Annotated in this window: 22 protein-coding genes and 1 pseudogene; all 23 read right to left on the bottom strand. The window is 42.9% G+C overall.

From position 1 onward, the window contains the following. Positions 1–56: 56 nt before the first annotated feature. Positions 57–1,133, bottom strand: a pseudogene (locus tag DWX61_RS17485) (type IV secretory system conjugative DNA transfer family protein); the annotation flags it as partial. Then, entirely contained in the window at positions 1,130–1,636 is a 507-nt protein-coding gene (locus DWX61_RS17480; RefSeq protein ID WP_502696310.1) for a PcfB family protein, read from the bottom strand. The pseudogene DWX61_RS17485 and the gene DWX61_RS17480, both read right to left, overlap by 4 nt. Next, positions 1,629–1,775, bottom strand: a complete 147-nt coding sequence (locus tag DWX61_RS19055) for a hypothetical protein (RefSeq protein WP_182432181.1) — start codon at positions 1,773–1,775, stop codon at positions 1,629–1,631. Before DWX61_RS19055 ends, DWX61_RS17480 begins: the two co-directional genes overlap by 8 nt. 70 nt (positions 1,776–1,845) lie before the next feature. After that, a complete protein-coding gene (locus DWX61_RS17475; RefSeq protein ID WP_118401266.1) occupies positions 1,846–7,755 on the bottom strand; it encodes a SpaA isopeptide-forming pilin-related protein in 5,910 nt (1,969 codons plus the stop codon). Between the two features lie 504 nt (positions 7,756–8,259). Continuing rightward, positions 8,260–8,682: an RNA polymerase sigma factor gene (locus DWX61_RS17470; RefSeq protein WP_118401267.1), complete on the bottom strand. Its 423-nt coding sequence runs from the start codon at positions 8,680–8,682 to the stop codon at positions 8,260–8,262. Further along, the gene (locus DWX61_RS17465) at positions 8,672–9,322 is read right to left on the bottom strand and encodes a sigma factor-like helix-turn-helix DNA-binding protein (protein ID WP_118401268.1); all 651 of its coding nucleotides are present in this window, start codon (positions 9,320–9,322) and stop codon (positions 8,672–8,674) included. Before DWX61_RS17465 ends, DWX61_RS17470 begins: the two co-directional genes overlap by 11 nt. A 169-nt stretch (positions 9,323–9,491) precedes the next feature. After that, positions 9,492–9,641: a hypothetical protein gene (locus DWX61_RS19050; RefSeq protein WP_015543441.1), complete on the bottom strand. Its 150-nt coding sequence runs from the start codon at positions 9,639–9,641 to the stop codon at positions 9,492–9,494. A 114-nt stretch (positions 9,642–9,755) separates the two neighbouring features. Further along, on the bottom strand, positions 9,756–10,112 hold the full coding sequence (locus DWX61_RS17460) for a helix-turn-helix domain-containing protein (protein ID WP_118401269.1): 357 nt from the start codon (positions 10,110–10,112) through the stop codon (positions 9,756–9,758). A 110-nt stretch (positions 10,113–10,222) separates the two neighbouring features. Further along, complete coding sequence (locus tag DWX61_RS17455) at positions 10,223–10,561, bottom strand: DUF6050 family protein (RefSeq protein ID WP_118401270.1); 339 nt, start codon at positions 10,559–10,561, stop codon at positions 10,223–10,225. Positions 10,562–10,567: 6 nt separating this feature from the next. After that, positions 10,568–11,704, bottom strand: coding sequence for a replication initiator protein A (locus DWX61_RS17450; RefSeq protein ID WP_118401271.1), 1,137 nt, complete (start codon positions 11,702–11,704; stop codon positions 10,568–10,570). After that, entirely contained in the window at positions 11,685–12,590 is a 906-nt protein-coding gene (locus tag DWX61_RS17445; RefSeq protein ID WP_118401272.1) for a ParB/RepB/Spo0J family partition protein, read from the bottom strand. Before DWX61_RS17445 ends, DWX61_RS17450 begins: the two co-directional genes overlap by 20 nt. Then, a complete protein-coding gene (locus DWX61_RS17440) occupies positions 12,583–13,359 on the bottom strand; it encodes a ParA family protein (RefSeq protein WP_118401273.1) in 777 nt (258 codons plus the stop codon). The genes DWX61_RS17445 and DWX61_RS17440 overlap by 8 nt, the downstream gene beginning before the upstream one ends. A 17-nt stretch (positions 13,360–13,376) precedes the next feature. After that, complete coding sequence (locus DWX61_RS19045; protein ID WP_182432180.1) at positions 13,377–13,541, bottom strand: hypothetical protein; 165 nt, start codon at positions 13,539–13,541, stop codon at positions 13,377–13,379. After that, on the bottom strand, positions 13,528–13,995 hold the full coding sequence (locus tag DWX61_RS17435) for a DUF6075 family protein (protein ID WP_118401274.1): 468 nt from the start codon (positions 13,993–13,995) through the stop codon (positions 13,528–13,530). Before DWX61_RS17435 ends, DWX61_RS19045 begins: the two co-directional genes overlap by 14 nt. Positions 13,996–14,225: 230 nt before the next feature. Next, on the bottom strand, positions 14,226–16,247 hold the full coding sequence (gene lysS / locus DWX61_RS17430; RefSeq protein WP_118626599.1) for a lysine--tRNA ligase: 2,022 nt from the start codon (positions 16,245–16,247) through the stop codon (positions 14,226–14,228). A 64-nt stretch (positions 16,248–16,311) separates the two neighbouring features. After that, positions 16,312–16,797, bottom strand: a complete 486-nt coding sequence (gene greA / locus DWX61_RS17425; RefSeq protein ID WP_015526720.1) for a transcription elongation factor GreA — start codon at positions 16,795–16,797, stop codon at positions 16,312–16,314. A 269-nt stretch (positions 16,798–17,066) separates the two neighbouring features. Further along, positions 17,067–18,017 carry a glycosyltransferase family 2 protein gene (locus DWX61_RS17420; protein WP_118515144.1) on the bottom strand — a complete coding sequence of 317 codons (951 nt, stop codon included), beginning with the start codon at positions 18,015–18,017 and terminating at the stop codon, positions 17,067–17,069. A gap of 114 nt (positions 18,018–18,131) precedes the next feature. After that, positions 18,132–19,106, bottom strand: coding sequence for a tRNA dihydrouridine synthase DusB (gene dusB / locus DWX61_RS17415; RefSeq protein ID WP_182434044.1), 975 nt, complete (start codon positions 19,104–19,106; stop codon positions 18,132–18,134). A 3-nt stretch (positions 19,107–19,109) separates the two neighbouring features. Further along, positions 19,110–19,478 (bottom strand): DUF6145 family protein, encoded by a 369-nt coding sequence (locus DWX61_RS17410; RefSeq protein WP_118515146.1) that lies wholly within the window; start codon positions 19,476–19,478, stop codon positions 19,110–19,112. Between the two features lie 131 nt (positions 19,479–19,609). Further along, positions 19,610–20,416 (bottom strand): biotin--[acetyl-CoA-carboxylase] ligase, encoded by an 807-nt coding sequence (locus tag DWX61_RS17405; RefSeq protein ID WP_118626597.1) that lies wholly within the window; start codon positions 20,414–20,416, stop codon positions 19,610–19,612. After that, positions 20,416–21,414, bottom strand: a complete 999-nt coding sequence (argF, locus tag DWX61_RS17400; RefSeq protein ID WP_118626595.1) for an ornithine carbamoyltransferase — start codon at positions 21,412–21,414, stop codon at positions 20,416–20,418. The genes DWX61_RS17405 and argF overlap by 1 nt, the downstream gene beginning before the upstream one ends. A gap of 26 nt (positions 21,415–21,440) precedes the next feature. Beyond that, positions 21,441–22,382: an SPFH domain-containing protein gene (locus tag DWX61_RS17395; protein ID WP_118515152.1), complete on the bottom strand. Its 942-nt coding sequence runs from the start codon at positions 22,380–22,382 to the stop codon at positions 21,441–21,443. A gap of 3 nt (positions 22,383–22,385) precedes the next feature. After that, on the bottom strand, positions 22,386–22,826 hold the full coding sequence (locus DWX61_RS17390) for an NfeD family protein (protein WP_118515154.1): 441 nt from the start codon (positions 22,824–22,826) through the stop codon (positions 22,386–22,388). Positions 22,827–22,841: the final 15 nt, after the last annotated feature.

The following is a 22,841-nucleotide window of genomic DNA, read 5'->3' as shown; positions in this document are numbered from 1 at the left end:
ATTGCTTCACTAACCATGACAAAATCATGATTAAGAAGTCACTTAGAGCATATATCACCTGCAGCCAGTTTGTATTTTTTATACTGCCTTACTGCAAAATGGTTCGGCTCATCTCTTTCCAGCTCTTCAAACAACAAGTCCACTGCATTTTTAAATTCTTCATCTTCTTCTCTGGTTTCACTGGCATTGATAAATTCCAACAAAGTTGAAAAGTTCTGTTCTTCCTCCGGTGCTTCATAATAAATGTAACCAATCAAAGCACAGTATAACAGGCGTTCCGCTTTCGTCCAGAAATCCTCGGAAGATTTTTCTCCCTCTCCTTTGGTATTTACCATGATTGTATTTACCAGTTTCAAAATATCCTTTTCAGATCTGATGTAATGAAACGGGTTATAGTGCATACTCTTTGCAAAGTTAATGGTATTCAATACTTTAATTTTGTACGGAGCCATTACCACTCTGCCATTTTTATCCCGCATAATTTTTCCATTGCTGTCCTTTTTAGGTGTCCCTCGTGCCAGCATCTTTCCACACTCCACGATAATGGTTCCCTTTGGATCAGTTACCACAAAGCTCACATTATCCGGCATCTGCATAAGCTGCGGTTTCACATAGAATCTGGTCTTACCGCTTCCAGAACCACCTATTACGATGACATTCTTGTTTCTGGCATACTTTGGTTTCTTCGGTCTGCTGTTCATGGTTAAGCGTTCTGTCTGCGTCAACAAAATATTATTCTCAAAGACCGGATCAATAAAAGGAGCTATATCTTTTTCATTTCCCCATCTGGCAGAACCATATTCCTCTCCCTGACGAAACTTCTTTCCATTCTTCCCTTTAAAATACACCACTGCCCATACGCTAGCCGCTGCGATTATCCCCGCAGACAGACTTTCCAGTTGTATACTTGGCAGTAACTTTTTAAATGCCAACGGATAATTCATAAGAAGAACCATCAGCCTGTCCACCACCGTACTGCCTCTGCAATACTGATACAGCCAGGTGCATTTATTTACCACATAAAATACAACCACATACGGAATATGCAACAGAACCTTTTTTATCACTTCTGCATTCGGGGGACGCACCTGAAATCCTTTCAGTTTTTTCTTTATATTTTTTATCCCACTCATAAGGTCGGCTCCTTCTGTTTTTCTTTCGATTTTTCCCGTTCTCTCTGTTTATCCTGGCTGCGGGCTGCGATTGCCTGCTGTAATTTTTTACGGACAGACGGTTTCTTTGTTTTATTCAGCGTCTTTCCAGTAAATTCCCGGAATGCTGCTGTCATCACATCCACATCCCTTGCCTTGAAGAAAACGAAATATCGAGGTGGATCTACGGACTTATCACGTTTCAGACTAAAATCAATGCCATATTTTTTTGCCACTTTTTCAAAAGCCTTGATGTTGTTATCCGTAATCTCAATGTTGGAAAGCTGAACATTCTGCTGTGCCAGCTTCTTTAAACTCTGCTTTCCATGATAATCTTTGTCTGGCGGTCCCTTTACCTGCTGTTTTCTTGCTTTCTCTGCTTTTTCTTTCTCCATCGCTGCCAGAAAACGCATCATTGCCTGTTTCAATAAACGAGCTGTCACTTTTCCACCAGTGATACACAGGGACACTGTTTTTTCATTCACTTCTTCCTGCATTAATCTGTTCCTTTCTATGATCTTCCAACAGACGGTCTTCCTTTGCTCCTACCCGGATACAGCAATACAGAACAAAGTTGACTGCTAACACCAGAAGAATCCCTGCAATAATCAATAACGTTCTCATTTTATACCTCTTTCATCATTCAAAAGGGCATCTATGACTTTGCTTCCCATAAATGCCCCTCCATTAACTTTTATTTTCTTTTTTTCGCAACCCAGAATGCTGATACACTGCCTGCCATGCCTGCAATCGCAAGCAGAATCCAAATCAGCATATGTGTATCATCTCCGGTTTTCGGTGTATCTGTTACCTGTGTAGATGGTGTTTCCGGTGTTGGTGTTTCTTCCGGTTTTACCTCATCTTTCATCACTACTTTCTGGATTTCCCCGGTATCCTCCACTGTGAACTTCACATCTTCCGCTACCAGATATCCATCAGGAGCTGACTCTTCACGAAGCGTATGCTCCCCAATCGGAAGCATTTCTATATAATGTGGTTTTTCCTCTGAAGTCCAGCTCTCCACTGTCTTACCGTCTTTATCAAGAATGGTCAGTTTTGCTCCTGGCAGTTCCTTACCGGAAATATCTGTTTTGGAGATTTCTACCTTGGTCACATCATCTTTCATTTCGATTTTCTGTGGCTTTGCAGTATCTTCAACGGTAAACGTGATGCTTTCTGCGGTCACATAACCATCTGCCGGTTTTGTTTCTGTCAGAGTATATTTCTGTCCAACTACCAGTTCTTTGATGATATGAGCTTCCTTACCAGAAGTCCAGGAATCTACAATCTTACCGTTTTCATCAGTCACCTGTAACTTGGCACCTTCCAGCTCTTTTCCGTCTGTCAGGGAAGTCTTGGTAATCTCGATTACTGTTGGTTCGTCCTCAAAAGTAAAGGCATAAGATACTTTTTCCTTTTCTGCACCGTCGTACTCAAATGTAAACTCCTGTGTTTCATCTGTCGTTGCAAATCCAGGTGCCGGAGATGTTTCTTTGATATAATACGCAAAACCAATCGGTAAATCTGCTGTAAAAGTCAGCTTGCCTTCTTTGTCTGTTGCCAGTTCCTCGATCACAGTATCTGCTTTCAGAATTACTTTTCCGTCTGCTCCTGTAATGTCATCCTTGGCACAGAGGGCAAATACCGCACCTTCCAGTACACGATCAGAATCTTTCTCTTTTTTCACAACCTCCACTTCCGCTTTCTGACGGTTATTCTGCCAGTCAGCAGAGTAAGTGACTTCTGCAATATCCTGATCCCGGTATGTCAGATCAATCTCTCTTGCTTCATTATCCAGTACAAAACCATCCACTGTAGCTTTTTCTTTTACATAGTATTTGCCAAGCGGAAGTCCGGATATCTTTGCAATACCAGTATCGTCCGTTGTAATGGTTGCTACCAGCTCGTCTTTTTTATAATAATCTTCACTTTCTCCGTCTGCAGATTTCACATCCTCTAAAGCATAGACTTCAAAGGTAACATCTTTCAGACTGCCTGTTACATACTGGAATAAATGTTTGATCCAGCCTCCAACGGAATCCAGTGCAGTTACTTTATCCAGAAATTCTCCATTTTTATTGATGATAATCGTTCCTGTCGGCACATCATCTTTCATTTCAACTTTCTGGATTTCCCCGGTATCCTCAATCGTAAAGGTAATCTCTTCTGCCTTGAGGTATCCATAAGGAGCCATCTCTTCCCTGAGAATATAGTTTTCCCCTACAGTAAGTCGTTCAATCAGATGCTGCTCGCCTTTTACAGATTTCCATGTATCAACTACATTTCCATCTTTGTCCAGAACAGTAAGTGTCGCACCTGACAATTCCACGCCAGTAGTTAAATCAGACTTGGAAACTACAACCTTTGTAGGCTGGTTCTTAAATACAGAAGATAACTGTACTACCTTAACATCCTGTCCCTGATATTCTGCTTTTACTTCCAGAACTTCATCAGAAGATACATAACCATCTGGTGCTACAAGTTCTTTGATATAATATTCACCAAATGGAAGATCCTGTGTAAATACAGCCTTTCCATCTTCTCCGGAAACAGCTTTTCCAAGCAGTGTGTCTGCTTTTACAATTACAGCTCCATGAGCTTTCATATCATTCTTTGCATAAAGTCCAAACTCTGCCCCTGCAACTGCTTTTTCTGTATCAGCATCCTGTTTTACTACAGAAATTTCTACTTTCTGACGGTCATTTTCAAAGATAGCTGTCTGCTCAATGACTGGTGTTTCCTGATCTTTGTAAGAAAAAGTAACGGTCTGTGCTTCGCTGTTTAAAACAAAACCATCTGGTGCTGTCTTTTCTACAATCTTATAACTTCCAAGCGGCAGATTTTTCAGGACTGCTTTCCCATCTTTATCCGTTGTAACCGTTTTTACCAGTGTTCCAGTAGCATATTCCAGAATACGGTTTCCATTATCATCTTTCTGGAAATCTGCAGTATAGATGTCCTCGGCAGCGTAAATCTCAAACTCTGCCCCTTCCAGATTTTCTGTCTGATATGTAAAATCATCCTTGAATCCGTCCAGAACTTCGCCCTTTTTCACGATAGTCAGTTCTCCCTTAACTGGATGGTTCTCATAAACTGCTTCAATGATTACATCCCCGGAAGTTCCGTCCATCTGGTATGCAGTATTGGAATCTACTGTTACCTCATAGTAATTTTCATTCAGAGTATATCCATAAGGTGCATTTACTTCCTCAATGCGATAATGTCCGATTTTAAGATTCTGCGGAAGAATCAAATATCCCTGCTCATCTGTAAAATAGGATTTATGTTTTACCGTAGTCGGATAAGTTGTTACCTGCTCCACATATTTCTCAGTGTCCATGTTGAAAATCTTGAACTCTGTATTCTTCTGAAGCACTGCCTTTTTCGTCTCATCATCCTGTTTGATGATTTTCAGTTTCGCTTCAAACTCGTCATCCAGAAGCACTCTCCATGTCTGTGGCTGGTTCGGGTTGTTCTCAGTGATATGCACTGTAAAATCATCTACCGGAGTGTAATTATGAGGCGTTGTGGTTTCACGCACAATATAAGTTCCATAAGGAATCGCAATACTGCAGGCATAACCTTTTTCATCTGTAAAGATTTCTGTTGCACCATTTTCTCCAATCACTACCGGTTTTGCAGAATCAAAATCATAGCTTCCATCCTCTTTTACTTTCAGGGATGATACCAGATAAGCAGTAAATCCTGCCCCTTTCAATAAGTCTGCGTCGGTCTTTCCATTATTTGCTGCTTTGATAATCTGGAATGGCTGTTTCATTACCTGCTCCAGAGACAGACACTCACGATTTACCTCTGCTACAAGATCTCCCTCATAATTGCAGACCAGATCATGTTCTTCTTCATCCGCCAGATAACCAGTTGGCGGAGTAATCTCTTTCACATAGTAATTACCAAGATATAAGCCATCCACAGAAGCCTGTCCATTCTCATCTGTCGTAAGAGTGGCAACCTGTTCTCCTGCTTTATAGATCACACCAGTAGCACCATCCGGATGCACAATATCCTCACGAGCGTACAGCCCGTAAACTGCTTTTTCCAGAGTGGCATCGCCCTGTGGAACTGCCTTTTGGGTTTCTTTATCCTGCTTCTGCAGGGAAATCTTAGCTGTCACACGTTCATTTTTGAATGTATGCTTAAATGTCTGTTTTGCTTCTTTATCATTCGTATAAGAGAAAGCAAACGTATAAACATCATCTGTGTTTCTCACATACCCTTCCGGGGCCTGCACTTCTTTCACATCATAAGAAAATCCAAGCGGCAGGTCTGCTGTAAACTTCGCTGTTCCGTCCGTTCCTGTTGTCGCTTTCTCGATCAGTGTCCCTTTCTTTACAATGACGGTTCCATCCACATTGGTAATATCACTTGCAGCATAAAGTCCAAAAATTCCGCCATCCAGAGGATTTTCTGTATCTTCATCCTGTTTTGTTACCATTACTTCTACTTTCTGTCTGTCATTGATAAAGGTTGTCTCGGAGAAAACAACATCCACATTCTGTCCTGCATAAGATAATGTTACTGTCTTTTCCTCTCCAGCATTATAAAATCCTGTCGGAGCCTGTTTCTCTTTTACAATATATGTACCAAGATACAGATTTTTAAGAACGGTAGCTCCGTTTGTATCTGTTGTCAGATTCTCTTTTACCAGATCACCCTTGCTGTAAACTTTTGTACCATAAGCAGTTTTAATATCTGCTCCAGCATACACATCATAAACAGCACCACTCTGTCTGCGTTTCTCATACTTAAATGTTGTTCCATTTTCTGTTACATCTGCACCAACTAGAACCTCACCTTCTTTATAAACGGTAAGCTGTCCCATCTGTTCTTCATCTGGAACGGTAACGGTTGTGGTCTTGCTGACTTCCAGTTTCACATTGTAAGCTGTTGCATTGATACGATATCCGCTTGGAGCTGTAATCTCTTTCAGATATACAGTATCCTGTGTCTTAGTGATCTGTACGGACGCTTCACCGTTTTCATCCGTCGCAGGTAACTGTGTGATCAGTTTTGTGCATTCTGCATCACTGTATAATCCAAACACAGCACCAGACAGCTTTGCGTCTGACTTGGCATCTTTCTTGATCACCTTAACACTTGCCTGCTGTACCCAGGATACTTTAAAATCTACATATTTCTCATCATCAACGCCTTCACCAAATACCAGAGCCAGATCCTGGTTTCCGGAACCTGTTGAAATCTTATAAGCTGAATAATCTTTGGTAATGCTTCCTTTCATGGTTGCAGACCAGCTTCCTGCCACATCACTCACCTGTGTTAATGGTGCAGACAGATAAAACTTTGTACCACCACAAATTTCCACACTTTCCCCGGCTTTACTTGTTTTACCTGTTGTCAGGTTATGAAGCTGTACACCTGCCGGAAGTTTCATGGTAATGGTCTGTAACGCATCCGCATTAAATGTAATATCCTTTGTTCTCTGACTGTTGCCATCCACATAGGCTTTTACATCTGCATCCGAAAAGGACATTGCCACATCTGGAATTTCCGGCTGTGAAATACAGTAATTATAGAGTTTCATTGCCAGATTCTGTGCTGTACTGTTTGCACCTGAAAAAGCATCCCCACTTCCATTTGCATAAGATGCTGCCAGATGTACCAAGATAAATCTGGCTCCTGTACTTAAATTGCCATATCCGTTTTCTTCTGTAAAAAAACCATCATCACCAGAAGCCTTTGTACCGTAATAGCACACTTTTGCAAGTGCTTTCCCATCACCAACTTTATTGATCGTATAGGTTCCACTTCCTGGCCCTGGTTTGGATGGCTGCACACAGTATGCTGTGGCAGATATATTACCGAATTTTACAGTGTACTGATAAGTAAGATATGTTCCATATCCATAATCTGCATATCGGTATTCTGCCCCTCTGGTCACAGAAACCTGCTGTGAACTTCTGGCATTGCCTGCCGCAGCCATAAAGGTTACTGTTTCGCCTTCATTCATTGCATACAGATCAATTCCATTACTCTCTGCCTGCTCCAGTGCTTCTGAAACAGTTAATTCAGATTCCAAATCTGCTGTGCTTTCAGAATTTTGTGTTTCCCGGTGCGATTCCGAATCTTCCTCGCTCTGCTCTGTATCTCCAGTATCATCTTCAACATTTACCGTACTTTCTGAAGCACGCTCTGACTGTACTTCTGTTTCCGGTTCTTTCACTGTAATGTTTCTGCTGATTCTATAAGCAGGATGACCGCTGACTGGTTTTACTGCATAGACAGCCTTGTAAGTATCTGGTGTATGTGTGTCAAAATCTGTACCCGTTTCATTCTTTGCTTCATGGAATAAAACCTTAATCTTACTTTCATCTACACCTTCAATTCCAGACAGATCAACTTCTACATCAAATTCCTGCCCATAAGAAAGTTCAATATCATTTGCCTTTACGATCTCATCCGGATCAAGGGAATCCTGAACATATTTTAATTCTGCATACTGCTGTTCAAATGGTATTTCTTCCGGTTCTAATTCAGAAGCCGAAACTGCTACTGGCTGAATAATGACAGAAGCCAGTGTTGCGACTGCCATAAATCCGGACAAGAATCTTTTGAATCTCATTTTCATTTTGACTGAATCCTCTCTTTCTTCTATTATCTATTCTGTTTTCATGCAGGCTCACACCTGCATTATTCAATCATTGGAACCACCTCCCACATCTTATTGCTGATACAGAAATACCTCTGATAACAGCACATTCATATGGCAGTGCCTTTTACTGAAACACCGCCACATGGTATCTGCTGTCATCCTGTAAAACAGGAATGACACTCAGGTAAAGTTCAGGATCAAGCATTAAGCCGCAAGAGGTAATTCGTAATCGTTCCTGCAAAGGGTGCCTCCCATCCGTATCCCTTCACGTTTTCACCGGATTCCCGCCGCAAAATGCGTAGCTGAAAAATTCCGGGTATCCTCTCGCTGCTGGTATGAAATTGTCAAGGTTCAATTTTTAAGGGGAGTTATTATCTCGAATTGAAAATAGACATTTGCCCCTTCACTAACCGCATGTGTGAAAGGGCAAAAATTAACCTGTTTAAAAAATTTTTTAGAAATTTTTATTCCAACATTGTTTTATGTTTTTTCCAGTTGTTCTTTTAATTTCTCCAATACTTTCTTCCTCCGGTTTCTAATCGTCTTTGGGCAGCACCCAAAATACTGTGCTGTTTCTTTTACTGTAAATTCTTCAAAAAACAATAGCGTTATCAGTTCCGCATCCTCTTTAGTCAAATGTCCCAGAGCTTTTTCCAGTTCCTGTATTTCTGACAGTCTGATAATGATTTCTTCCGGTGATACTACCGAAAAAGAGCAGTCATAGCCTTTTTCCTGTAATTCCTCCATACTACATACTCCATGCCTCTGCATTTTTTCAACCTGGTATCGCTCTTTTCTTCCAGCCTGATACCAAGCCAGATATACTGCCCTGGTAACTTCCATAAGCGTATCATTTACACGCAGCATATAGCGTTGTCTTTCTTTTGGCTTTTTACCAGGCATACTTCCAGTCTCCTTTTTTCAATACTCTGGCAGAGTCATCCGAATTATTCCGCATTTTCTGCATTGCCTGTGAAATGCACTTTGATACTGCCGGAACTGTAATACCCAGTTCATGCGAGACTTCTTTTTGTGTCTGCTGCTGAAAATAAATACGCTGGATCATCTGTCTCTGTCGCTCTGTCAACAGATTCATCAACTCCCTGACTGTTTCCTCTGCAATCATTCTTTCAAGCAGGCATTGCCGTTTATCTGCCAATTCGCACCATTCTTCGGAAATACAGCTATACGAAATACAATTATTATGCTCTCGTGTTTCCCTGTTTCTCCACAGCCGGTCTTCGCCTTCCAATATCAGCCTTACATACCAAGGTTGATCATCAAAAAAATTCTCCTCAACAACTGCTATTTTTCTTTCTGCTTCATACACATAATCTCGACAGGTAAATATCGGAAAAACCGTTGCATAGTCCCCCACACAATAGAGAACATATCCGGTCTGATATGCGATAATTTCCGCACAGTCCATCAACCTCTGCTTTGCAACTGCTACATCGTTTTCTCTTAAATATTTAGCGGACGGAGCCTTTCTTCTTTCTTCCCTGTTACTTACAACCTGTTTCAATTCCTGCAATGTAAGCATAATTACCACCTTTCTGCCTGCTGGCAACAGGTGCCCATCGGCAGAAAGGATAGGATTCTTACTGATCAACTGACAAAAAGGGCAGTAAAAAACAGCTTCCGGTACACCCGTTTTTTTTAACGAGAGCCTGAAACTTCCTTACTGCCCTTTCTAATAGTTACAATATTCTCTACTTTATTTTCCGTCTGATGCCAGGATCAGACTTCTTGGCATTTCTTTCTGCTTTTATGTTCTTTTCATTTTCCATCAAAACAGAATAGTCTCCCATTGCATCATAAGGACACTGCCTCCGATAAAGCAAATTTTCTTCTCTGGTCATCCATCCTATCTCCCTTCTTTATCTCTCTGTTTTCCATTTTAACAACACAGGATTCTATTATCCTTAGCATATATGGGGAGTTTTTTTATTTTGCACCCCATATATGGTGAAATTTCACCTGTATTCATTAAAACTGTCTATCAGAGAATCTATGGTCTGCATGATAATTTTCTGCTCTTTCCATTCCATCTTCTGAATCCGGCAAAGCACTTCCTGAATTGATTCCTGCTTCTCTGTACCGCCTCCCTCTTTTCCCAGCAGGATATTGGCATCTATTTCCAATATCTCAATCATCTTCCTGAAAATCTCAACAGACATTGCAGTTTGCCCGCCTTCAATCCTGCTGACCGTATTGACACTAATACCTGCTTTTTCCGCAAAAGATTCCTGTGACAACTTCATTTCCTGTCTGCGTTTTCTGATCCGTTCTCCCAATTCAATAAGTTCTGTGGAAATTGCACGATTGCTCAATACGGTGTCTCCTTTCCTACAATTTGTCCCAACTTTACGCCATTGTGTCGCAAAGTTCCCCGAAAAAAAGCAGCTAATTTTTGTCTTAGCTGCTTTTCAAAAAATCTATTTCATTTTATTCTCGGTATTTTATGTATCCCTGTAAGAACTGTAATCAGAAAAACGCAGAGATAAATGATTGCCTGTCCAATCATTGCCAGAAGAACGATGCTTCCTATCAATCCTCCGATCAGAAGATTCATTGTCCATACTGCCAGCGTGCCTCCGAGGTCAAAACCTCTTGGAACCATCCAGACACACATTTTTCCGATTCCAAACGGTATCCCCATCAGAAGTAACAGCAAGAAATAATTGCACTTCCCATCCTGGATGCAAAACGGTCTTAATACTGCAAACAATACCGCAATCACCAACACTGGTGCTATCACTTTTTTTATCATCTTCTTCATGTTCCTTTATCCTCCATACATATCGTGATTAACCTCTGCCTGATAATAGCTGTTTATCGTTGCCGGGGCATTATACAGGGCGGTCAGAACATAGGCTTTAATATTCCCGACCTTGGTTGTATTTCGATTCAGACAAAACAGCACGTATTCGATATGCGAATAGTTCAGTTTCATAAATCTGCTTTTCACCAAAGCAACTGGCTTTTCTACTCCCGCAATGCGAATCATACTGTCCTCCGGCATCATCATAACTTCAATCATCAACTCCACCAGTTCATCTACATCTTCCTTGGCATGATATTGATAATCTATGTTTTCGTGAATCACTTCACGATATGCTCTCATCTCCTCCATCACATCTTTTTTCTTTAGGAAATTATTTGATGTGATTGGATAAGATTGATTTATCTCAGTTTCACTAATATCAGTCTTGTTAATATCAGTATTATTAGATTGTGATTTCGGGCATTCTGGATTTGTGATTTCCACTATTCTTGAATGATGATTTTCACTATTTTGGAATTGTGATTCTGGAAATTCTGGATTTGTGGTTTTCACCATTCTTGAATTGTGATTTTCACTATTCTGGAATTGTGATTCCGCACAATCCTGAATTGTGGTTTTCACTACTCCTGAATGATGATTTTCACAATTCAGAAAAACGCCTGTTTTTCCCCTGTTTTGTGCTTCTTGTTGCAAATTTGCAATTTTTTTATGCTCTTCCTGCTCAGATTGCAGATCTGCACAGCTACCTGTCGGCTTTTGATCTGGAACCTCTCTAATCATAAAATTTTTCACATAAATAACATTCGGTTTTCCCAGTCCCAGACGTTTCTTCTCTATCAATCCAATCCCATTACTGCTGTCCAGCTCTTTTACCAGTTTCACTGCCTTTTGAGTTCCGCAGTTCATCAGCTCTGCAATTTCTTCCACAGTGAAGATAATGTATACTCTGTCCTCTGAATCCAGCCATCTATTTTTAATGCTCAGGCTCATACGGTCCAACATCAGACCGTATAACACCTTTGCTTCACAAGAAAGAGTTTTAAAGCAGGATTCTGTAAACAGTACTTTAGGGACACGATAGAAGCTGTATTGTTCCGCTTCCATCCCTGTAAAATAATCAAACTGTATCTTCTGCATCTGCTACTCCTTCTTTGTTTTCTTTCCATTTATCCAAAAGCATGAAAATGACTTCTTCTATCTGCTCTTTAGAATATGTCTCTGGAAAATAATTGCCGATTTTCTTTGCCGGGATCGTCACATTAATCTTACTGCTTTCCTTTTTTAATAAAACAGCATAGATATAACTCTGGTTTAATTTTCCATTTGCACTGCATTCTTTTAACTGTTCTGCCTGTTGCTTTGTCGGAAAGATGCTGCTGTTGGCAATCACTTCCAGAAGCCACTCCTGTTCCTCTGGTTTCAGATAAGACAGCTTTTCTCCCACAATCATAGGAATTTTATTATTGTCCACATATTCCAGCAGAGCATCGGATAATGCTGCCAGACGGATATATCTCTGTACAGTTCTTCCACTGTCCCCGGCAGCTTCCCCAACCATATCTGCTGTATATTTTTCGCCTTTGCTTCCCTGATGCTTCATTGCATCATATTTCATCTTATAGGCATGGGCTTTTTCACTTGGCAATAGATTTTCACGCTGAATATTGGAATCAACCATAATAATGACTGCTTCATCATCCGTATAATTTCGGACAAGAGCCGGCATGGTTGTCTTTCCGCATAGTTCACAGCCTCTTTTTCTTCTGTGCCCGGAAATCATCTCGTATCCACCCTCGGATCGAGGTCTTACCAGTGCAGGAGTCAAAACACCATAAGTTTTAATACTCTCTACGGTTTCAGCCATTTTTTCGTCATCGTTTACATGAAACGGATGATTTTTAAAGGGATAGAGCTTTGCCAGATCTATTTCCACAACCTGGTTCATACTCTTTTCCGGTGTTTCCTCTAATCCCAGTAATTCATCATAAGAGGTAAGCTGAATATCTTTTTTCGGTCTACGCATGTTTCAACACCTCCTGAACCAGTTCCAGATAGCTGTCTGCCCCCTTGCTTTTTCCATCATAGGCAAAGATGCTTACACCCTCCGATGCTGTTTCTGCAAGGCTTTCTGTTCTCGGAATTGTCTGCTCGAAAATCTTAATGTCATTTCCATATGTAGTTTTGATTGCCTGTTTGTTTCTCTTTGCATTATTGTAACGGCAATTATCCATTGTGAATAAAATGCCTTCTATCTGTAAATCCGGATTGAACCTCTGATGGATTCCCTTAACCACTTTCAATAATTCCATGAGTCCATCTGCCGCATAATATTGTGGCTGCACCGGAATCAGAACACTGTCCGCTGCACTCAGAGCATTGATTGTCAGCATTCCCAGAGATGGCATACAGTCAATCAGAATATAATCATACTCATCCTTCAGCAGTTCCAGATACTCTTTCAGCACTTTTTCTCTGTCTTCTACTGTGAATAAGGACATATCCATTCCGGCAAGCAATTTGTTGGACGGAATCAGGTCAACACCTTCTTCATGGTGGAGAATTGCTTCTTTCGGATCAAATTCCAGTCCCATGATAATATCTTCCATCATGCTCTTTAATGTTACCTTGAGATTTTTAGGGAAACCCAATCCCATTGTCAAATGCCCCTGTGGATCAGCATCTACCAGCACTACTTTTTTCCCTGACTTCACCAGTCCGGCTCCCAGATTGATTGTTGTCGTTGTTTTGGCTACTCCGCCTTTCTGGTTTGCAATAGCAATTACTTTACACATATATACTTTCCTCCGATTTATTCTTTTTCTTCTACTTCAACATAAACACGAAAATATTTGTTTGTTCCTTTATTCGCATAAGCATCCGATACTTCCAGAATATCCAATTCTTTATGCTTTTCCAAAATACGACGGAACCATTGAATATCCTTTAAAGTACCCTGTAATCTAATTTTCAGCATACATATCCTCCCAGTCTTTGTAAAAACAATACTCTGGATAACGGATTTTAATGGCTTCCCAAAAATACCGGGCATATCCGCAGCAAAACAGATCTTCTACGGTATAATACTGGCACTCTTTTAACTGATCTTCCTCTGCTTCATAATCTCCGACACTTGGTGTCCCATTGCAGTAAAGATTAAATGCCATGCGGACGATCCGTAAACTTCCACTGGTCTGCCATCCTTCCTGCAGGCATTCCGTTTTTACACATCCAGTTTTAAAATTATAGATTTTATCCACATTATTTCTCGTATCTCTGTCAATACCCAGGCAATAAACCAGAGCCTGATGGTAGACATCCTGATATCTGCATTTTTTCAGATATTCCATATAAAATTTTTCGTGTTCCTTGCTCTTGAAAGTAATTGTGCGAGAATTGCTATTCCCTGCTCTTAACGCTGTGTTTGTCATTGCTTCTTCTCCTTTAAACTGTTATTTTTTACTTTAATTTGGATTTCGACTACAACAAAAAAAGGACACTTCCCTAAAATTTCTCTTAGGAAAATGTCCTTGCGATACATTTATAAAGCTCAATTCATAAGCACAACAACGTAATATCAAGTGTTATCACGTATTATACAACAAAAATTTGTTGTACTTTTGTTGTAGTATGCAACTTTTACAAACACATTTTTTGATTTTTAGTATAACTTTGCACCTGCTGGAATATGGTCATCAACCATCAGAAGATGAAGTTTTTCTTCGCCCTCTTCCTCATGGATTGCACTAAGTAACATTCCACAAGAATCAATTCCCATCATAGCTCTTGGTGGCAGGTTTGTGATAGCGATCAGTGTTTTTCCAACCAATTCTTCTGGCTCATAATAAGCGTGAATACCGCTTAAAATGGTACGATCTGTGCCTGTTCCATCGTCCAGAGTGAACTGTAACAGCTTCTTGGATTTCTTAACTGCTTCACATGCTTTTACCTTTACAGCTCTGAAATCTGACTTGCTGAAAGTATCAAAATCAACCATTTCTTCGAATAATGGCTCAACTTTTACTTTGGAAAAATCAATCTTCTCAACTGGCTTTGTTTCCTGTGCTGCATTGTTTGCTTCGTTCTTAGCAGCTCCCTGTGACTTCATTGTCGGGAACAGAAGTACGTCACGAATAGCCTGGCTGTCTGTCAGGAGCATAACGAGACGGTCGATTCCGTATCCGATACCACCTGTTGGCGGCATACCGATCTCCAGTGCATTCAGGAAGTCTTCATCTGTGTGGTTGGCTTCCTCATCACCTGCGTCTGCAAGGGCATCCTGTGCTTTGAAACGTTCTCTCTGATCGATCGGGTCGTTGAGCTCGGAATATGCGTTACACATTTCCCATGTATTGATAAAGAGCTCGAAACGCTCTACTTTGTTCGGATCAGAAGGTTTCTTCTTGGTCAGCGGAGAGATCTCGATCGGATGATCCATGATAAATGTCGGCTGGATCAGTTCTTTCTCACAGTACTCCTCGAAGAAGAGGTTGATGATATCACCCTTCTTATGACGATCCTCATACTCGATATGATGCTCGTCAGCAAGCTTCTTGGCTGCCTCATCATCTGCTACTTCATCAAAGTCGATTCCTGCATATTTCTTGATGGCATCGTTCATGGTCAGACGTGCGAAAGGCTTTCCAAGATCGATCTCGATACCATTATAGGAAATCTTTGTGGAACCGCAGACCTTCTCTGCGAGGTAACGGAACATGGACTCTGTCAGCTCCATCATTCCCTCATAATCAGTATATGCCTGATAAAGCTCCATCAGAGTGAATTCCGGATTGTGACGGGTATCAACACCCTCATTACGGAATACACGGCCGATCTCGTAAACTCTCTCAAGTCCGCCCACGATCAGTCTCTTAAGATAAAGCTCCAGGGAAATACGAAGCTTAACGTCTTCGTTCAGTGCGTTGTAATGTGTCTCAAATGGTCTTGCAGCTGCACCGCCTGCGTTGGAAACCAGCATTGGTGTCTCTACTTCCATGAAGTCACGTCCTGCAAGGAAGTTACGGATCTCCTTAAGGATCTGGGAACGTTTGATGAATACATTCTTGCTGTCCTGGTTCATGATAAGATCCACATATCTCTGACGATAACGGGTATCTGTATCTGTCAGTCCGTGGAATTTCTCAGGAAGAATCTGTAAGCTCTTGGAAAGAAGAGTCATCTTCTCCGCATGAATGGAGATCTCACCTGTTCTTGTTCTGAAAGCAAATCCCTCCAGGCCAAAAATATCACCGATATCAGATTTCTTGAAATCTGCATAGGAATCGGTTCCAATGGCATCTCTTGCCACATAAACCTGAATGTTACCCTGTAAATCCTGGATATTACAGAAAGAAGCTTTTCCCATTACACGCTTGAACATCATACGTCCTGCGATCGATACGTGGATCGGGCTTGCGTCCATGATGCTTCTTCTTTCTTCATAATCCTTCTTCTGAGCCTCTTTTGCCTGCTCTTCATCAAGACCTGTTACATCAAGCTCCTTGCGATCTTTGAGAAGCTCTGCCTCATGTGCTTCATAGAGATTCTTTACCTCAAGGGAATGATGTGTCTGATCAAATTTTGTGATCTGAAACGGGTCCCTGCCATTTGCCTGAAGGTCTGCCAGTTTGTCACGACGTACCTTCAGCAGCTGGTTTACATCCTGCTTCTTCTGCTCTGCCACTTGTTGGCCTCCTTAATCTATCTGTCGTTCAAGCGGATCTCTGCGATCCGCTCCGTTGTCTGCTTTATACGTTTCTCTGAATCTCAAGAACCTTGTATTTCATGATTCCGGACGGCATCTCAACCTCAACGATATCGTTGGTGTGTGCACCGATCAGCGCTTTACCTACCGGAGACTCATTGGAGATCTTTCCCTCAAGGCTGTTAGCCTCTGTGGAACCTACGATCTTCAGCTCCATGTCTTCCTCAAACTCATAATCATGAACCTTAACCTTGCAGCCTACGCTGATTCTGTCAAGATCGACTTCGTCCTCTACTACAACCTCAGCGTTCTTGAGGATCTTCTCGATCTCCTCGATACGTGCCTCGATATCTCTCTGCTCATCCTTTGCTGCATCGTACTCAGCGTTCTCGGAAAGGTCTCCTTGCTCTCTGGCCTCTTTGATCTTTCCTGCTACTTCTTTTCTCTTAACAACTTTCAGATCGTGCAGCTCGTCTTCCAGTTTTCTAAGTCCTGCATATGTGAGTAAGTTCTTCTTTGCTTCTTCCATTTTGCCTTACTTCCTTTCAAAACCGCGCTGTTTTTTCTGAAAAAAATACAGCTTCGGATATTTCTGTTGCTACCATTCCCAAGAGCTCTTTTTTCTAAAAAAGGGCGTAAAAATCTCAGGATATTCACAATTCCTGTATTATACCGAAAAGCCCCAGTATTGTCAAGCATTCCACGTCGAAAAAGGGTCCCTGAAATATGTAAAAAAAGCCGCGCGAAATCCCAGATTTCAACACGGCTTTTCTGTATTATCCTGCCCGGTCTGATTCCTTATTTCTTCTCCGGAAAAAGGTCTTTATAACGATTAGTCACCATCTGTGTCTGATACTCAAAATCCTGCTTATGCTGATTGACCAGTGTAGAAAGGATGATCCCGGAAAACCAGCAGATGATAGCTGTCAGGATCACAAACCCGCTAACGATCAGTGTCGGGATCTTTTCCACTGTCCCAACCTCCAGAAAATGTACCAGCACCGGAATAAAGAAGGCCATTCCCACCACAAACAGCACTGCTGCGATAAGGGAGAAGAACTCCAGCGGCTTGTAATTCTTGAACATTTTCACAATAGTCTTCAGAACCTTAAATCCATCTGCATAAGTATTCAGCTTGGACTCACTTCCCTCCGGTCTGTCACGATATTCAATGACTACATTCTCAACCTGCATGTTCTTATCGATGGCGTGGATCGTCATCTCTGTCTCGATCTCAAAATTCCTGGAAAGTACCGGGAATGTTTTTACAAAGCGGTAACTCATGGCACGGTAACCTGTCATGATATCCTTGATGTTGCTTTTGAAAAGACGGTTAATGGAACCTCTTACGATGCTGTTTCCAAAGTTGTGGAAAGGTCTCTTGTTCTCTGTAAAATATGTAGAGGAAAGGCGATCACCAACTACCATGTCTGTGCCTTTCTCCAGAACCTTGCTGCACATTTCAGCTGCAAACTCTGCCGGATAAGTATCGTCACCATCTACCATAAGATAACACTGCGCATCGATATCCCGAAACATACTGCGGATCACGTTTCCTTTTCCCTGCTGATGCTCATAACGGACAACTGCCCCTTCTTTTCTGGCGATCTCGTCTGTTCCATCTGTAGAGTTATTATCATATACGTAGATCACAGCTTCCGGAAGTGCTTTTTTCATATCGCGGATAACCTTTGCTACCGTCTTGCTTTCGTTGTAGCAAGGAATTAAAACTGCTATTTTATCTGCCATTATTTTTCTCCTGTAAAACAAAAAACTTTCTGCGGATTCCCGCTAACTGACTGTAGCACGCGCCCCGTTCCTTGTCAATAGAACGTTTCGTTTTCTCCGACATACTTTTCTCTTTTATCGCTCCAGTACCATGTTTGTAAGCTTTTTCAGCTCTTCATAGCTTGAAATATTATTAGATTCTCTCCGGATTCCCGCACTGTGGCGCATACCGGCTGTATACCAGGCTACATGCTTCCGCATTTCACGGATTCCGGTATACTCACCCTTGATCGCGATCTGATCTTCGGCATGGCGCAGGATCATCTCGCATACTTCCTCTGCGGTTGGCCTGGGAAGCTTTTCCCCGGTGCGGAAATAGTGGTTCAGTTCCCGGAAGATCCACGGGTTCCCACGTACTGCACGACCGATCATCACAGCGTCACAGCCAGTTTCTTTAAACATGGCTTCTGCAGTTTCCGGAGAAACGATATCTCCGTTTCCTATCACCGGAATAGTCACCGCTTCCTTCACCCTGCGGATAGCATCCCAGTCCGCCTGACCGGAATAATACTGCTGTCTGGTCCTTCCATGCACAGCAATAGCTGCTGCGCCTGCATCCTCCGTCCGTTTTGCGATCTCCACCACATCCACCGGTGTGTTTTCATCAAATCCGATGCGTACTTTTACCGTTACCGGCTTGGAAACCGCCCCGGAAACGCTCCGTACGATCTCTTCGATCAGCTTCGGATTTTTCAGAAGCGCGGAGCCCTCGCCGTTATTTACCACCTTGGGAACCGGACATCCCATATTGATATCAAGAATGTCAAAAGGACGCTCCTCGATGCTTTTTGCCACCTCTGCCATAAGATCCGGCTCGCTGCCGAAAAGCTGCATGGACACCGGATGCTCCCCGGGATCGATCTCCATCAATGCCTCAGTATTCTTATTATGAAAAGAGATCGCCTTGGCACTGACCATCTCCATACAGATCAGGCCTGCCCCCTGCTCCTTGCAAAGTCTTCGAAATGCCAGATCCGTAACACCTGCCATCGGTGCAAGCACAAAGGGGTTCGGTATCTCCACATTTCTGATCTTCCACTGCATCTTCATGGATCAGTCCTCAACGGCATCTGCTTTTTTCTGCAGTTCCTCATCCGGGATATCTCCCAGGAAAAATACCTTGTAATACATTTCCAGAGATTCCAGAAGCTCTCTTTTGTCCCGCTGGAGCTCCTTGATCTTCAGTGCACTTCCGATCTCGTCAAAACGGGCATCTGCCTCCAGGGCCTCAGTCTTAAACTGCAGACTTCCATCCTCATCAAATTCCAGTGTCAGGATTCCTCCTACATCCTCTGTGAAAAGCACACACATGATCTGCAGCTCCTGCTTTACCGTCTCAGGAAGAGACGCAAAATCCTGGTTAAAATAATATTTCTGCTCATAAGAGCTTGCTCCGCAGAGCACAATGTTATCCTGATACATAAAATCTCCTTTATTTATAACTTGACACTCCCCACAGCTAAAGCAGGGAGATTCTTGTTTCTTCCACTACTGCAATAAAACATCACCGGAAAACCGCTGCCGGAAATTTTATCCGGTCTGTGCTGCATGTTTTACACATAGCTGTATAAACCACGTACAGAAACCTCTCCGGAATTTACTTCCTCGACTGTACCGTCTGCACGCTCTACCAGAAGCTCTCCGCCGGCATTGATCCCTCTTGCGATCCCCTCATATGGATCATTCTGATCCAGTACACGTACCGGCTGGTTCAGATTCGCCAGCATTTTCTCATAATCCGGCTTCAGGCCGCTGAGATCCTCTGTCTGTACAAATCTCTCATAATTTTCCTCAAAATGCTTCATCACAAGCCCGACTACCTGTGCCCTGTCAAAGGGATGTCCGCTTTCCAGATACAGAGAGGTGGCCTTGTCTGCCATTTCTTCCGGAAAGCTTTTCATATTTACGTTAATTCCCACTCCGATAACTGCACAGCCGATCTTATCCTGCTTCATGGTCATTTCGGTTAAGATACCGCAGATCTTTTTGCGGGAAACAACTACATCGTTAGGCCATTTGATCCCTACATCGAGTCCGATCTCTGCTACTGCCTGTGCAACTGAAAGTCCCATAACAAGTGTCAGCATCGGCGCCTTCTGCGGGGAAAATTTCGGGCAGATAAGGATACTCATAGTAATGGCACTGTCCGGCGGCGCACTCCATCGTCTTGTAAAACGTCCGCGTCCTGCGGACTGATATTCTGCCACAAACAGCTCTCCGTGTCCTGCGCCTTCTTCCCTCCAGGCACGTTTTCCCCAGAGGTTGGTGGAATCTGTTTCTCTTGCAAAATGGACGGTTTTGCCCGCCCATTTTGTATGTGTTGCCTGTGAAATTATTTCTTCATTAAATAAATCTGACATTATTTCTCCGGCTCTCCTAATGTTGCAACGATCACAGCCTTAATGGTGTGCATACGGTTCTCAGCTTCGTCGAATACCTTGGACTGCGGAGACTCGAATACCTCGTCTGTAACCTCCATATCTGTAAGGTTGAAACGCTCGCCCATCTCTTTTCCGATCTTTGTCTTAAGGTCATGAAATGCCGGCAGACAGTGAAGGAAGATCGCCTTTTCACCGGCGTTCTCCATTACATGTCTGGTAACCTTGTATGGTGTCAGGTCGTGGATACGCTCTGTCCATACTTCGTCAGGTTCGCCCATGGATACCCATACATCTGTGTAGATGATATCCGCATCTTTTGTTCCTGCCTCCACATCCTCTGTGAGAGTGATGGTGGAACCTGCCTCTTCTGCCCACTGCTGACACTGTGCTACAAGCTCATCATTCGGGAAATATTTCTTATTGGTGCAGGCTACGAAATCAAGACCAAGCTTGGAGCATACAACCATCAGGGAGTTACCCATGTTGTAACGGGCATCACCCATGTATACAAGCTTCAGACCTTTCAGTCTGCCGAAATGCTCACGTACTGTCAGCATATCTGCAAGCATCTGTGTCGGATGATACTCGTTTGTCAGACCATTCCATACCGGTACACCTGCATGCTTCGCAAGCTCCTCAACAATATCCTGACCGAAGCCACGGTACTCGATTCCCTCATACATTCTTCCGAGAACTCTTGCAGTATCTGCAATGCTCTCCTTCTTTCCGATCTGGGAGCCTGTGGGATCCAGATAGGTAGAACCCATTCCCAGATCATGAGCTGCCACTTCGAAGGAACAGCGTGTTCTTGTGCTTGTTTTTTCAAAGATCAGAGCAATATTCTTGCCTCTGTAGTACTCATGAAGCTCTCCTACTTTTTTCTTGGCCTTCAGATCTGCTGCAAGGTCGATCATGTAAGTAATCTCTTCCGGTGTAAAGTCTTTCAATGTCAGGAAATTTCTTCCTTTAAGATTCATAATATGTCCTCCTCACGGCTGCAGATCTATTTCTGCTCTGCCGTTTTATCTGTCATGATTTCCTTCAGGGATGTTGCCAGCCCTGCGATGCCCTGTATCTCGGACGGAATGATGATCTTCGTTGCCTTGCCGTCAGCAACCTTTGTAAGAGCCTCCAGGCTCTTCAGCGTAAGAACAGATTCATCTGCTCCTGCTTCCTTGATCATACGAAGTCCTTCTGCAGTTGCCTGCTGTACCTTAAGAACTGCCTGTGCCTGTCCTTCAGCCTCTTTGATCATACGCTCCTTCTGAGCCTCAGCATGAAGGATCGCCGCCTGCTTCTCAGCCTCAGCATCCAGGATAGCGGACTGTTTTTTACCCTCTGCAACAAGGATTGTGGAACGTTTCTCTCCTTCTGCTTTCAGAATAGCTTCTCGTCTCTCACGCTCGGCCTTCATCTGTTTCTCCATGGCATCCTGAATGGCTGCCGGAGGAATGATGTTCTTAAGCTCCACACGGTTAACCTTGATTCCCCATGGATCTGTAGCCACATCAAGGGACGCACGCATCTTGGTATTGATAACCTCTCGGGATGTCAGTGTCTCATCCAGCTCCATATCACCGATGATGTTACGAAGTGTTGTAGCAGAAAGATTCTCGATAGCCATGATCGGATTCTCAACGCCATATGCGTAAAGCTTCGGATCTGTGATCTGGAAAAATACAACCGTATCGATCTGCATGGTTACATTATCTTTGGTAATTACCGGCTGCGGTGGAAAATCCACAACCTGTTCTTTCAGGTTTACTCTTCTTGCAACACGCTCAATGAACGGAACCTTGAAATGGATTCCTGTACTCCAGGTAGCCTTGTAAGCACCAAGACGTTCCAGTACCACTGCATAGGCCTGTGGTACAATGCGGATGCAGGATGCAAGCACCCACAGCACAAGAACAATGACTACAAGCAAAACAACAACTCCACCCATAATTTAGCCCTCCTTGCTAAGTTCTTTTACGATCAGCTTCACTCCGCGGATCTCTTCGATCTCAACCACTGCACCTGTTGGAATTTCTTCTCCGTCATCTGCGGTCCGTGCAGTCCACTCGATGTCATTGATCCTCACCTGCCCGGTCTGGGCCAGGTTGTTGACCGTCTGTATCACTACGGCTCTTTTTCCCAGAAGACTCTCTGCATTGGTCTTTTCCACGCCCTTGTTCATGTAGCGGACCGCCAGAGGTCTGGTAAAGATCAGAAGCACCACGGAAACTCCGAAAAATAAAAGGAGCTGTACAACAATTCCCCCTCCAAGCCACGAGGCAATGCACGCCACAAAAGCACCGCCTGCAAACCAGACAGTGGTAAGTCCTACCGTGATTGCTTCAATTACCAGTAAAATTGCCAGTATTCCAAGCCAGGCCAAAGGTGTCATAAAACCCCTCCTCTC

The sequence above is a fragment of the Ruminococcus sp. AF20-12LB genome (genome assembly GCF_003478985.1).
In the GTDB taxonomy this organism is placed as follows: domain Bacteria; phylum Bacillota; class Clostridia; order Lachnospirales; family Lachnospiraceae; genus Blautia_A.
This window is presented reverse-complemented; position numbering and strand designations above follow the sequence as displayed.

Bases quoted from the DNA above. Each gene is read 5' to 3' on its own strand.
- dusB (WP_182434044.1), bottom strand. From the start codon at position 19,106: ATGAAGATGCAGTGGAAGATCAGAAATGTGGAGATACCGAACCCCTTT.
- DWX61_RS17475 (WP_118401266.1), bottom strand. From the start codon at position 7,755: ATGAAAATGAGATTCAAAAGATTCTTGTCCGGATTTATGGCAGTCGCA.
- DWX61_RS17445 (WP_118401272.1), bottom strand. From the start codon at position 12,590: ATGCGTAGACCGAAAAAAGATATTCAGCTTACCTCTTATGATGAATTA.
- DWX61_RS17440 (WP_118401273.1), bottom strand. From the start codon at position 13,359: ATGTGTAAAGTAATTGCTATTGCAAACCAGAAAGGCGGAGTAGCCAAA.
- greA (WP_015526720.1), bottom strand. From the start codon at position 16,797: ATGGAAGAAGCAAAGAAGAACTTACTCACATATGCAGGACTTAGAAAA.
- DWX61_RS17435 (WP_118401274.1), bottom strand. From the start codon at position 13,995: ATGACAAACACAGCGTTAAGAGCAGGGAATAGCAATTCTCGCACAATT.
- DWX61_RS19050 (WP_015543441.1), bottom strand. From the start codon at position 9,641: ATGACCAGAGAAGAAAATTTGCTTTATCGGAGGCAGTGTCCTTATGAT.
- argF (WP_118626595.1), bottom strand. From the start codon at position 21,414: ATGAATCTTAAAGGAAGAAATTTCCTGACATTGAAAGACTTTACACCG.
- DWX61_RS19055 (WP_182432181.1), bottom strand. From the start codon at position 1,775: ATGAGAACGTTATTGATTATTGCAGGGATTCTTCTGGTGTTAGCAGTC.
- DWX61_RS17465 (WP_118401268.1), bottom strand. From the start codon at position 9,322: ATGCTTACATTGCAGGAATTGAAACAGGTTGTAAGTAACAGGGAAGAA.
- DWX61_RS17410 (WP_118515146.1), bottom strand. From the start codon at position 19,478: ATGTATCAGGATAACATTGTGCTCTGCGGAGCAAGCTCTTATGAGCAG.
- DWX61_RS17455 (WP_118401270.1), bottom strand. From the start codon at position 10,561: ATGAAGAAGATGATAAAAAAAGTGATAGCACCAGTGTTGGTGATTGCG.
- DWX61_RS17420 (WP_118515144.1), bottom strand. From the start codon at position 18,017: ATGGCAGATAAAATAGCAGTTTTAATTCCTTGCTACAACGAAAGCAAG.
- DWX61_RS19045 (WP_182432180.1), bottom strand. From the start codon at position 13,541: ATGCTGAAAATTAGATTACAGGGTACTTTAAAGGATATTCAATGGTTC.
- DWX61_RS17390 (WP_118515154.1), bottom strand. From the start codon at position 22,826: ATGACACCTTTGGCCTGGCTTGGAATACTGGCAATTTTACTGGTAATT.
- DWX61_RS17405 (WP_118626597.1), bottom strand. From the start codon at position 20,416: ATGTCAGATTTATTTAATGAAGAAATAATTTCACAGGCAACACATACA.
- DWX61_RS17450 (WP_118401271.1), bottom strand. From the start codon at position 11,704: ATGCAGAAGATACAGTTTGATTATTTTACAGGGATGGAAGCGGAACAA.
- DWX61_RS17395 (WP_118515152.1), bottom strand. From the start codon at position 22,382: ATGGGTGGAGTTGTTGTTTTGCTTGTAGTCATTGTTCTTGTGCTGTGG.
- DWX61_RS17470 (WP_118401267.1), bottom strand. From the start codon at position 8,682: ATGCCTGGTAAAAAGCCAAAAGAAAGACAACGCTATATGCTGCGTGTA.